At 63.3% G+C, this 12,307-nt stretch carries 7 protein-coding genes and 1 pseudogene; 4 read left to right on the top strand and 4 right to left on the bottom strand.

Features of this window, described 5'->3' with window-relative positions:
• Window positions 1-40: 40 nt before the first annotated feature.
• Window positions 41-1,012 carry an ROK family protein gene (locus tag GJ630_RS01360; protein WP_014040130.1) on the top strand — a complete coding sequence of 324 codons (972 nt, stop codon included), beginning with the start codon at window positions 41-43 and terminating at the stop codon, window positions 1,010-1,012.
• A gap of 30 nt (window positions 1,013-1,042) precedes the next feature.
• Here GJ630_RS01360 and GJ630_RS01355 read toward each other — a convergent pair whose 3' ends face one another.
• From GJ630_RS01355 to GJ630_RS01340, 4 genes are all read right to left on the bottom strand, one after another.
• Window positions 1,043-2,218 carry a Cdc6/Cdc18 family protein gene (locus GJ630_RS01355; protein WP_014040131.1) on the bottom strand — a complete coding sequence of 392 codons (1,176 nt, stop codon included), beginning with the start codon at window positions 2,216-2,218 and terminating at the stop codon, window positions 1,043-1,045.
• Between the two features lie 62 nt (window positions 2,219-2,280).
• Window positions 2,281-3,372 carry a hypothetical protein gene (locus GJ630_RS01350; RefSeq protein WP_014040132.1) on the bottom strand — a complete coding sequence of 364 codons (1,092 nt, stop codon included), beginning with the start codon at window positions 3,370-3,372 and terminating at the stop codon, window positions 2,281-2,283.
• Between the two features lie 3 nt (window positions 3,373-3,375).
• Window positions 3,376-4,908 (bottom strand): glycerol kinase GlpK, encoded by a 1,533-nt coding sequence (glpK, locus tag GJ630_RS01345; RefSeq protein ID WP_023843226.1) that lies wholly within the window; start codon window positions 4,906-4,908, stop codon window positions 3,376-3,378.
• A gap of 128 nt (window positions 4,909-5,036) precedes the next feature.
• Complete coding sequence (locus GJ630_RS01340; protein ID WP_191449270.1) at window positions 5,037-7,580, bottom strand: extracellular solute-binding protein; 2,544 nt, start codon at window positions 7,578-7,580, stop codon at window positions 5,037-5,039.
• Window positions 7,581-7,930: 350 nt separating this feature from the next.
• On the opposite strand from GJ630_RS01340, the gene glpA reads away from it, so the two are divergent.
• The 3 genes and pseudogenes from glpA to GJ630_RS01325 all read left to right on the top strand — a co-directional run bounded on the left by glpA (window position 7,931) and on the right by GJ630_RS01325 (window position 12,297).
• Window positions 7,931-9,661 (top strand): anaerobic glycerol-3-phosphate dehydrogenase subunit GlpA, encoded by a 1,731-nt coding sequence (gene glpA / locus GJ630_RS01335; protein ID WP_151146486.1) that lies wholly within the window; start codon window positions 7,931-7,933, stop codon window positions 9,659-9,661.
• A pseudogene (gene glpB, locus GJ630_RS01330) lies at window positions 9,651-10,924 on the top strand (glycerol-3-phosphate dehydrogenase subunit GlpB). Before glpA ends, glpB begins: the two are co-directional and overlap by 11 nt.
• Complete coding sequence (locus tag GJ630_RS01325) at window positions 10,921-12,297, top strand: anaerobic glycerol-3-phosphate dehydrogenase subunit C (RefSeq protein ID WP_191449269.1); 1,377 nt, start codon at window positions 10,921-10,923, stop codon at window positions 12,295-12,297. Before glpB ends, GJ630_RS01325 begins: the two are co-directional and overlap by 4 nt.
• The last annotated feature ends 10 nt before the right edge of the window (window positions 12,298-12,307 follow it).

Here is a 12,307-nt window from a genome sequence, read left to right as displayed (position 1 = left end):
CTGTGTAGTTAAGTATCGGTGGGGCAACCCTTCGACCAGCATGGGCGCTTACGCAGGGGTCGACCTCGGAGCGACACATATTCGGGCTGTTATCGGTGACGAGACGGGTTCGATACTCTCGTCACACAAAACTGAGACACCGCGTGGACCGGCAGGTATCGCGGTCACGGAGGCGGTCCTCGACGCGATCCGACAGGCCTGTGACGCCGCCGATATCGCCCCCACAGACGTGGTTGCCGCCGGTATCGGGTCCTTCGGTCCGATGGATCTGGCCGAAGGGGTCGTCGAAAACCCCGCGAACCTCCCCGACACCATCGACCGGATTCCGCTGACCGGGCCGGTGGAAAATCTCATCGGCAGCGAGCGGGTGTCGCTGCACAACGACGCCAACGCCGGCGTCATCGGTGAGCGGTTCTACTCGGACCGGAGCCCCGATGACATGGTGTATCTCACAATCTCCTCCGGGGTCGGTGCCGGGGTCGCTGTCGACGGGAATATCCTCTCAGGCTGGGACGGCAACGCTGGAGAAGTCGGCCACTTGACGATCGACCCACATGGGTTCATGACCTGTGGCTGTGGGCACGACGGCCACTGGGAAGCGTACTGTTCGGGCGAGAACATCCCGCGGTACGCCACACAACTGCACCGGGAGGACCCCGTCGAGACGGCGCTCCCGATCGAGACTGAGGAGTTTTCCGCGGCGGATATCTTCGAATATGCCGGCGAAGACGAGTTCGCGTCCCACGTCCTCGACCAGATCTGTCACTGGAACGCGATCGGCGTCGCGAACATCGTCCACGCGTACGCGCCCCTCGTCGTCTACGTCGGTGGGGCCGTTGCGCTCAACAACCCCGAGCAGGTGCTAGACCCGATCCGAGACCGGCTCGACGACATGGTGATGTCGAACATTCCGGATATCCAGTTGACGCAGTTCGGTGACGACGTCGTAGTCCGTGGCGCACTGGCGTCCGCGCTGACTGGCGGCACAGGTGACCCGTCACAGCGCGTTTGAAAAGCGTCGACCTGACCGCGAAACGTCGGCCTACTGTTGCAGGTCGTACAGCCGCCGGAAGGCCGTCGGGGGGAACCGCGGTTCGACACGGCTCGGCGGGCGGCCCTGTCCGTTGGTGGTCGTCGCCTCGACACGGTCGACGACACCGGATTCGGCCATTTCGTAGAGGAACCGTTTGACCGTCCCGGCCGAGAGATCGACTGATTGTGCCGACGCAATCGCCTCCGTCGTTGCCGTTACCGAGGAGCGTTCGCTCTCCTCCAGGTCGATGAGTTCCCTGAGAACGGCCTGTCGGTTCGTCGGCAGGGAGAGGACGACGCCCAACGAAATGCAGGGGTCGGGCACCTCCGCGATGGCCGCGTCGACGTTGGCCTGTGTGATGCGGTCCTGGCCCCGTTCCTCGGCCAACTCCGCAGCGATAAACAGTGCGGCAAGGGCATCGTGGGCGTTTCCGTCCGCCCAATCGGCGATATGCCTCGCCAGACCGTGATCGAGTCCCTGCTGAGCCAGCCCGTTCGAGGTTCTGGTCATCAACACGTCGACGAGCATCTGCCGCTGATAGCGGTCGATACTGATCGACTCGGCGGTGTACCGCGTCAGTTCCGTTGTCGACGGGTCGTCGCGACCGATAGCGAGCCAGCTGACGTTGCTCGGTAAGCCAGCAAACAGGTCAACGAGGGCCGGGGCCTGGATGCTCTCCGGTTCGCTGATGTGGTCGACTGCAATGACGATGCCCGTGCGTTGCTCTCGTACCAGTTCGTGGAGTCGGGATTTGAGCGTCTCCGTCCCGATCCCGTGTTCCGGCACCGATTCGTCCACGAGCGAGTCCAGCACTGCATGGTAGAACGCGAACTCGCTTGCGGTCTCTCGGGCGTTCACGTAGACGAACGACGGCGAGGTCGGTGGCTGTGCACGGGTCGTCGTGTGGATAATCGCCTGTTGTTCCGTCGGGAGCTGTTCTAAATTGGCGAACAGCGCCGTGATAACTGCGGACTTCCCTGAACCACGGGGGCCGTACACGTACGCGTTCGGCGGAAGCTGCCCATCGAACACCGGATCGAGGTGGTCGAGTAGGCGCTCGAGCACCGGACCGCGGTCAGCCGGCTCCTCTATGTGGACGACCGGTGAGATCGACTCGTAATCCTGAATGAGCCGTGGCTCACCGTTCCGGCGTTGTCGACGCTTGATTCTCGCTTCGATGTCCATGCTTGGAAATTAGATCGTGTGTATATTCGATTGGACCTGTAAATAAAAAGCCGTATGAGTTCTTACGGCAGGGGGATCGCTGCGGACGTCGTGAACACTCCAGCCAGTGCCAGAATGCCCAGGATGAGGGTCGTCGTGATGATCGAGGCGGCTGGCGGGTCAAAGTGCGTATCCGAGTGCGCGTAGAAGATGCGCTGGTAGACCTCACCGAACAGCGCACCCAGGATACCGAAGAATGCGCCCAGTCCGAGCGCGACTAGGACGCTCGCTCCATCCGTCATCGCCATACTAGCGACGAACGTTGCTGGGAGCGTCATGTGGTGTGTGACCGGGAATTTCTCCACGCCGAGGTTCAGGAACAGCAGACTCGCTGCTGAGATACCGAACGGGAGGAAGAGACTTCCAGTCTTCGCGAAGATGTACGCACCGAGGATGCCGGTGATGAGCCCGAGCATTGCGACGTGTGTCCACTTGTACTGGTGTGGCAGCCACGGCTCGACAGCCGGTCGCTCGGCAGCCATGGCTCCGCCATCCGTTGCGACTTCTTCACTGTTGCTCGACCGCATCTTTCCGCTCTCGAACGGCGACATATCGAGCAGGCCACTTCCGCGGGCACGGCCGATAACCGGGTAGCCGAAGACCAGACGGGCGATAACAGCCGTCAGGATAACGCCTGCTGCAGGCGGGTCGATTGGAATCCCGAGTCCGCCGGACGTCTGCCGGATTGCCATCCCCAGGATGCCGAACACACCACCGACGGCGAGGACGTCCGGTCGGGTACCGAGGGCGTAGGCGATGTCCTTCGCCGGGTGGTAGTCACCGTCGTCCGGCTCGTACATTCCGTCGTACTTCGCAGCGTAAGCGGCTGCTGCCACACCACCAGCGAAGGCGACGTGTGGCCCGAACACGGGACCGAAGGCCAGCGGGCCGACGATGCCGGCTCCGTACCCACCGGCGCCACCCGCGATGACGTCAGGAGAACCGCCGACGAACGACTCTGAGACGACGTTGCCGGCTTCTCCGATAAGCACCATGAAGCCGGTGAAACAGAACGCCGGGAGTGCACCGATAGATGCCCCGAACGCGCCGCCCGCGAACGCCGCGATGGCGAGGACGAGCATATCGACTGCCGTGAGTCCGAATGCGATTGCCATCTGTTATTCCTCCTGTGCCCAGTCGCGGGAACGGTCGACGGCGTCGTCCCAGCGATCGTACATCTTGTCTGCCTTCTCGGCGTCCATCTCCGGCGAGAACTCCTTGTCGACCTGCCAGTTGTCGCGGAGCTCGTCGACGGTGTCCCAGTACCCGACGGCGAGACCGGCCGCATAGGCCGACCCCAGTGCGGTGGTCTCGTCGACCTGCGGGCGGGCGATATCCGTCTGGATGATGTCCGACTGGAGCTGACAGAGGAAGTTGTTCTTGACTGCACCGCCGTCGACTCGCAGCGTCGTCATCTCGACACCGGAGTCTTCCTCCATCGCCTCCGCGAGGTCGCGGGTCTGGTATGCGATGGATTCCAGGGTCGCACGCACGATGTGCTCCTTTCGCGTTCCGCGAGTCATACCGACAATCGTCCCGCGGGCGCGGCCGTCCCAGTGCGGAGCGCCGAGCCCCGTGAAGGCCGGCACCATGTAGACACCGTCGGTCGATTCGACCGAGCGGGCCAGTTCCGCCGTCTGGGCGGCGTTGTTGATGAGGTCGACGTCTTCGAGCCATTCGATTGCCGCGCCGGCGATGAAGATGGAGCCTTCAAGCGCGTACTGGACGGGTTCACCGGACATCTGGAAGCCAATCGTCGTCAGCAGGCCGTTATCGGAGGCGACTGCTTCGGAACCGGTGTTCATCAGATAGAACGCGCCGGTACCGTAGGTGTTCTTCGCATCGCCCTTGTCGAAGCAGGTCTGGCCGAACAGTGCGGCCTGCTGGTCACCCAGCGCGCCCGCAACGGGGACTTCCTCTTCGAGGAAACCGTCCGCGTCGGTGTGACCGTACAGGCTCTCGTCGGAGGACGGGCGGACTTCCGGAACCATGGACTCCGGGACGCCGAACTCTTCGAGGAGTTCGTCGTCCCACTCCATGTCGTGGATGTTGTACAGCATCGTCCGCGATGCGTTCGAGACGTCCGTGATGTGGTTGCCGGTGAGCTTGTAGATGAGCCACGCGTCGATGGTCCCCATCAGGAGTTCACCGTCTTCGGCCCGCTCGCGGAGGTCAGCGCCGCGCGAGCTCTGCATCTTGAGTGGCTCCGCGTTGTCGAGGATCCACTCGGTCTTGGTTGCCGAGAAGTAGGCGTCACATTCCAGCCCGGTCTTCCCCCGGATCCACTCGACCTTGTCTTCCTCTTGGATCTCCTCGACGCGGTCGGTGGTTCGGCGGTCCTGCCAGACCAGCGCGTTGTGAACCGGCTTGCCGGTCTCTTTGTCCCAGACGATCGTCGTCTCACGCTGGTTCGTGATGCCGAGTGCCTCCAGCTGTTCGGCACCGACACCTGCATCCGCAAGCCCCTTGGTCACGACTTCCTGCGTGTTTTCCCAGATTTCGACGGGGTCGTGCTCGACCCAGCCGGGCTCCGGATAGATCTGTTCGTGCTTCTCGTAGGCGTTCGCAACGACCTGGCCGCTATGGTCGAATACCATGAAGCGAGTGCCAGTCGTTCCCTGGTCGATCGCGCCAACGTATGTGTCTGCCATTGTTGTGTTCTCCGTGGTGGAGGTAGCTTATTTATGAAAGCTACCACCTTGACAGTAAACAACATAGTGAACCATTATAAAGATTACTAATGGTGATGTTTGGCTAGTAAAGAAAGGACGGGACGGCGCTACCGGTCGGAATCGTACCGCTCAAGCTGTTTCGTGACCTGTGTGTCGAGTCGGTCGAGCGCGGACGGGACCGAGTCGGGCCCGTCCATACTGTCGACCGCGTCTTCGATGATCGTTCGCACCGTATCGAACGGACCGATCTGTGCGCCCCGTGTCGCCGTGGTGTCGCGTGTGTCGACGAGCTGGTCGAACGCCGTTCTGTAGTGTGGGTTCTGTTCGAACCAGTCCGCCGACCGGAGCTGCGGAATCGCATCGGCGTGCACTGGGAAGTACCCGGTTTCCTGATGCCACCGACGCTGCTGGGCCGGTTCGGTGAGCCATGTGAGGAACTCGCCGACCGCGTCGTGCACGGCCTCGGAAACCGCATCACCGACCCAGAGAGACGCACCGCCGACGAGTACGCCGGTCCGGTCGTCGAGGACGGGGAACCGGCCGGTTCCGACGTCGAAGTCAGCGCTGCTTTCGATGCTGTTCAGCGACGATGTCGAGCCGATCAGCATCGCAGCGTTCCCCTCAGCGAAGTGAGTCCGAGCGGCTCCTCTGGCTTCGATGCCGGGGTCGTGGTACAGTCCGTCCGCTTCGAGGCCTTTCCACCACTCGAATAAGTCGTGGGCGAACTTCCCGTCGAGATGGCTCTCCGTTGGCGACCCGGACCGCCCGTTGTTCTGGTCCACGAGGAGCTGGTCAGCCTCGGCAAACCACTGTTCGACGAACCACGAGTAGTTCGCGAACGTGATACCTGTATCCACGCCTCTCCCGTCGACGAGCTGCTCGGCCGCGCTTCGTACGTCAGCGAGGGTTTCCGGCGGTGAATCGTGATCGAGCCCCGCCTCCCTGAACGCGTCGCGGTTGTACGCCATCACCGGGTTCGACGCGTTGAACGGGAGCGAGTGGAGCGTCCCGTCGAACCGGTAGTAGTTCGTCACCGGGTCGAGCAGTGAGTCGATGTGGGCTGTCGGGAGGAGTTCCTCGACAGGTCTAAAGTATCCACTGTCGCGCGCACGCGTGGTGCCGATCTCAAATATCTGTGCGATTGCCGGTGGATTACCGTTTTCAGCGGCGTTCAGCGTCGCATCGAGCGTCCCGCGGTAGCTCCCTTTCGACCGCAGTGCGAGGCTGATGCCGTCAGTCTGTGATTCGAACTCGCGGACGAGTTCTTCAAGCAGTAGCGCTTTCTCGCCGCCCATCGCGTGCCAGAACTCGACGACGGTTCCGTCCGTGTTCGCCGCCGCCGAACCGGTCGCAAGTTCGAAGGAATCCAGCGACGCGTCCAGTGATTCGGCCCGCTCGGTGAGCGTCGACACCCGCGTCGAGACCTCTGCGAGTTCCGTCGTCTGGTCCGCTGCGGCGTCGGCGGCGATAGCCGCCTCTTCGGCCGTCCGGGCGCTGATGTCCTCGACGTCGTCGACCATCGACACGACTTCTTGCGTGGAGTCGGCCTGCGTATCCGTCGCATCGTCGATCTCCTGGACGCTCGAATCGACCTCCTCGACCATCGAGACGACAGAATCCAGTTCATCGAGCGCGCTGGCGACTGACGAGCGGGTGTCTTCGACACTCTCCCGCGTATCGTACATCTCCGAAACCGTCGTGTCGGCTTGTTCGTGGACCTCCTGAATGGAGGCTGCGATCTCGTCGGTCGCCTCCTTCGTCTCGGTCGCGAGCGATTTGACCTCCTCTGCGACGACGGCGAACCCGTCGCCGGATTCGCCTGCTCGGGCCGCTTCGATGTTGGCGTTCAGCGCCAGCATGTTGGTCTGGTCCGCGACGTCCGTGATGAAACCCACAATCTCCTCGATGTCCGACAGCAGGTCGTTCAGTTGCTCGACCTTGTCGACGGTCGCTTCGGCGTTGTCGGTCAACCGGTCGAGCGTCGTCATCGCCGAGGACGCCGACTCCAGTGCGGATTCGCCTCGAACGCTGGCTTCGCCTGACGTGTCCGCGACCTCGTTTGCGGCGCTCGCTATCTCCTCGATCGTCGCCGAGAGGTTCCGCATCTCGTCGGAGATCGACTGTATCTCGTCGCGTTGCTCGTCCGACCCGGTCGAAATCTCTCCGACAGCGCCACTCACGTCCCGGCTGGCGGACTTGACCGACCCGAGACGGGTGTCGACCTGTTCCGTTGCGGCGGTCACCTGCTCGCTGAACGACGCCATCCGGTCGACGGTGTCGGTCCATTCCCGGAGCAGTTCACTGTATGCGTCGTACAGCGGCTCAGCTGCCTCAGCTGGTGGCTGCCCCGGTTTCGCAGTGAGGTCGCCGTCGGCGTTCGCCCTGGCAACAGAAGTGAGACGGTCGACAGCGGTTTCGAGCGCTTCACGTTCCGCCCGCTCTTGTTCGAGTTCCGCCGCCAGTTGCTCACATCGTGCTTCCAGCTCCGCCTGTTCAGGACCGTTTCCGGTCTCTGTGTCCTTCTGGAGGGCTTCTGCTGACGGCGGTTCAGTCTCCGACTCGTTTCCGTCCCGCCCCTCTGTGACGCCGCCGTCGGTGCGTTCCCCGTCGGGCGGCTCGTCTTCTGAATCAAGTGGGTTCCATTTACTCATTGTCGCTCCCGTTGGCCGAACGGCCAACACGTTCTCGGGAATAGTCCACTATCAAAATATATAATAGTTACTGTCGAAACGGTAGGAGTGATAATTAATCCGTGAGCGCGGTTTCTATCCTGCAACGTCGTCTGTAGTACGTCAGTAATTGAAAATGTGGAGTTATCTCTCGAATTTGAGAGAATATGTTCAACCACTGCCTTGACCAATCAGTAAAAAATAATGTGGTGTGCGTTTCCGATTAACAGTGGGTGTCACCGGGATTCCTCATGATTACATAGAAAATTTACTGCCCAAGCACCAGCAACGGTAAAGTGAAGTGTATGCGCTCCAAACCCACGGAAAGATAGATGGGACCGACACCACACATCGCCGTCATCGGTGGCGGCTCGACTGGGGCGGGCATCGCGCGGGACCTCGCGATGCGCGGGCTCGACGTGACCCTGGTAGAACAGGGAAACCTGACCCACGGGACCACGGGTCGGATGCACGGGCTGCTCCACAGCGGCGGGCGATACGCCGTTTCGGACCAGGCCAGTGCGACCGAGTGTATCGAGGAGAACCGCGTCCTCCGAGACATCGCCAGTCACTGCGTCGAAATGACTGGCGGCCTCTTCGTCAAGCGGCCGGAGGACTCCGAAGAGTACTTCCAGAAGAAACTGAGCGGCTGTGAGGAGTGCGGGATTCCCGCGGAAGTCGTCTCCGGCGAGGAGGCTCGGGCGATGGAACCCCACCTGGCGAAAGACATCGACAAGGCAATCAGCGTTCCCGACGGGGCCATCGACCCGTTCCGGCTAGTCGTCGCGAACGCCGCGAGCGCACAGGAACACGGCGCACGCATCGAGACACACTCCAAAGTGACCGACCTCCTCGTCGAGAGCGGCGAGGTTGTCGGCATCGAGGTCGAACACGACTCCGGCCCCGGAAAACGCGTCCACGGCACGGAGGGCGGAACCGAACAGATCCGCGCCGATTACGTCGTGAACGCGACGGGAGCATGGGCCGGTCGCATCGGCGACATGGCCGGACTCGATATCGAAGTCCGCCCCTCCAAGGGCGTCATGACCATCATGAACATCCGCCAGGTCGACACCGTCATCAACCGCTGTCGGCCCAAGGGCGACGCCGATATCGTCGTGCCCCACGAGACCACTGCGATTCTGGGCACGACCGACGAGGAAGTCGAGGACCCCGAGGACTACCCCGAGGAGCAGTGGGAAGTCGACATGATGATCGACACCCTCTCGGAGCTGATTCCGATGCTCGACGAGGCGCGAACCATCCGCTCGTTCTGGGGCGTTCGCCCGCTGTACGAACCGCCGGACGTCGGCAGCGACGACCCGACGGACATCACGCGTGACTTCTTCCTGCTCGATCACGACGAGCGCGACGACCTGCCCGGCATGACCAGCATCGTCGGCGGGAAGTTCACTACCTACCGGATGATGGGCGAGCAGATCGCCGACCACGTCTGTGGGAAGTTCGGCATCGACGCCGACTGCCGGACCGCCGACGTGCCCCTGCCCGGCAGCGAGGACTTCTCGGTGCTGCGGGACTACATGGACGAGTTCGGGCTCCGCTCGCCAATCGGTCGCCGGAGCGTCGAACGGCTCGGCTCCCGGGCCGACGAGGTGCTCAAGACCGATGGGCCGAACCCGACGGTCTGCGAGTGCGAGGGCGTCACCCGCGCCGAGATTCAGGACGCCATCGAGGGATCCGGCTCGGACCTCAACGCCGTCCGTATCCGTACCCGCGCGTCGATGGGGAACTGTCAGGGTGGCTTCTGCTCGCACCGGATGGCGAGCGAACTCCACTCGGAGTACGACGAGCCGGTCGTCCGCGAAGCCTGGGACGAACTGCTACAGGAGCGCTGGAAGGGCCAGCGACACGCTCTCTGGGGCGAACAGCTCTCCCAGGCGGCACTGAACTACGCACTGCACGCCACCACGCAGAACCGCGACCAGGACCCGGCTGACGGCGACCCGGTCGATTTCTCGGCGTTCGATTCGGGCCGCGGACAGACAGGCGGCAGCGTCGACAGCGCGGACGTAGCCGCCGACGGAGGGACAAATGGCTATTGAGTCGGAGGTACTCGTCATCGGCGGCGGCCTCGGCGGGCTGACCAGCGCGCTGGCGGCCGCTCGTGAGGGAGCGACGTGCGATTGGTCTCTTACAAGCAGAGCACGCTCCGGCAGGCGTCGGGTCTGGTGGACGTGCTCGGCTACACACCGGACGGAGACGGGCCGTTAACCGACCCGTACGAGGCGATTCCGTCTTTGCCGGAGGACCATCCGTACCGGAAAGTCGGCGTCCAGACGGTCCGGGACGCACTGTCGCTGTTCGACGACGCGGTCCCGACCTACGAAGGCGACCACACGGACGCGAACGCGCTCCTGCCGACCCACGGCGGGAGTATCAAACCGACCGCCCGCTACCCGGCCGGGGCCAGCGCCGGCCTCGCCAGCGATACCCGCGACACGCTGCTGGTCGGCATCGAGGAAATGGTCGACTTCGACGCCCCGCACGTCGCCGCCCATCTCGACGCAACGGGCGTGCCATTCGATGTCCGCGGCGAGACCATCCGGTTCCCGGGCGACCTGCGCGCGGACGCGAAGGTCACGCGGTACGCCAAACTGCTCGATACTAACAGCGAGGTCGCTGTCCGCGGGCGAATGGTCCCAGCCCGCGAGGCGCTTGCCCAGCGCGTGAACCCGTTGCTGGAGGACGAACAGCGGGTCGGCTTCCCGGCGATTCTCGGCGACGACAACCCCGGTGCGATCCGTGATGCACTGGGCGACCACCTCGGCGTCGACGTGTTCGAGGTCCCGATGGGGCCGCCGTCGCTACCCGGCCTCCGACTGGAGGACGCGCTGTTCTCGGCACTGGACGAGGCCGGGGCCAGCATCGAGACCGGCAATCCGGTTGTCGATTTCGAGGGCGAGGACCGTATCGAGAAAGTGTTCATCGAGAAGAACGGCGCGAAGATACCCAACAGCGCCGACCAGTACGTCCTCGCGACCGGCGGCTTCGTCGGCAAGGGCGTCGAGTCCGACCGCGAGGGGGTGTACGAACCCGTCTTCGACTGCCACGTTCCCCACGCCGCGGACCGCTATGACTGGTTCGAGGGTGAACTGTTCGGCGACCACGAGTTCGCCCGCTACGGCGTGGCGACCGACGACGACCTTCGACCCCTCGATGCGAGCGAGCACAGCGAGTTCGAGAACCTGCGCGCTGCCGGCTCCGTACTGGGCGGCTATGATTTCGCCGCCGAGAAATCCGGTAGCGGGGTCTCGATCGCAACAGGCTACGCGGCGGGCCAGCGCGCCGCACAGGAAGCACGATGAGTGACGCTGAAACCCCACCAGAGACAGAGTTTGACCCGGTTGCACCGAACACAGGCGAGGAGTTCGAACCAGTTGATGTCTTCCCCGACAGCGACGACTTCGACCTCCGGCCCGGCGCGGACTCCTGTTTCAAATGCTCGACCTGCGACACGAACTGCCCCGTCGCGGAGGTCGACGACGACTTCCCCGGCCCAAAGTTTCAGGGCCCCGAGCAGTGGCGGCTCAAGCAGTCCGACGACGACCACGAGATCGACGACTCGGTGATGGACTGCTCGAACTGCATGCGCTGTGACAACGCCTGCCCATCGGGCGTCCCGCTCAGCCAGATGCACAACACCGCTCGCGGGGAGTACGTCAGCGAGCAGATGGACAAGCTCTCCGTCGAGTACATCCGGAACCGCATCCTCGCGAACTACCGCACCTCCGCGTTCTTCGCGAGCAAGGTCCCGCGGCTGGCGAACTTCGCCATGAACTTCGGGCCGGCCCGCTGGGTCATGGAGAAGACGCTCGGCGTCACCAGCGAGCGTGACTTCCCAGAATTCGCAAAACAGACCTTCCGCGAGTGGTGGGCCGACCGTGGCGGTCAGGTCCAGTCGCGAGAGAACGCGAGAGCCGCCCGCAAGCGCCGCGGCCTCCCCGAGGACGCCGAGAAGAAAGTGGCGTACTTCCACGGCTGCTACTCCAACTACAACACGCCGGAAGTCGGCAAGGCGACGGTCCGGGTGTTCGAGGAGTTCGGCTACGAGGTCGTCGCACCCGAGCAGAAGTGTTCGGGGACGCCGATGTTCGCAAACGGGATGCTCGACGACGCCCGCCGCCACGCCGAGACGAACGTCTCGTCGATGTCCGAACTCGTCGACGAGGGATACCACGCCATTGCCTCCTGTACCTCGTGTTCGATGGCGCTCCGACAGGAGTACCCCGAACTGTTCGACATCGACGGCATCGACAAGGTCGCCGAGAACACCTTCGAGGCCGTCGAGTACCTCCGCATTCACGAAGACCTCAAGGGCGAGGTGCAGGCGGCCGACGTTGACGGCGACCTCGCCGAGGAGTTCGCCTACCACGCGCCGTGTCACTCGCGCAATCAAGGACTAGACCGCCAGGCCGTCGAACTGTTCCGCGATCTCGACGGCGTCGAAGTCGAGGACGTGGGCGACTCCTGTTCCGGCATCTCGGGGACCTACGGCTGGAAGGAAGAGAAGTACGAGAAGTCCATGGAGATCGGCGAGGAGATGTTCGAGCACATGGACCACGCCGAGGGCGAAACCGGTATGACCGAGTGTCCGACCTGCGCGATGCAGATGGAACACGGCAGCGGCTACGAGATCCGGCATCCGCTCGAACTGCTCGAAGCCGCGCTGGTGGAGTAACTGAAAAAAC

This window comes from Haloarcula sp. CBA1122 (assembly GCF_009741785.1).
Lineage (GTDB): Archaea > Halobacteriota > Halobacteria > Halobacteriales > Haloarculaceae > Haloarcula > Haloarcula hispanica.
This window is presented reverse-complemented; position numbering and strand designations above follow the sequence as displayed.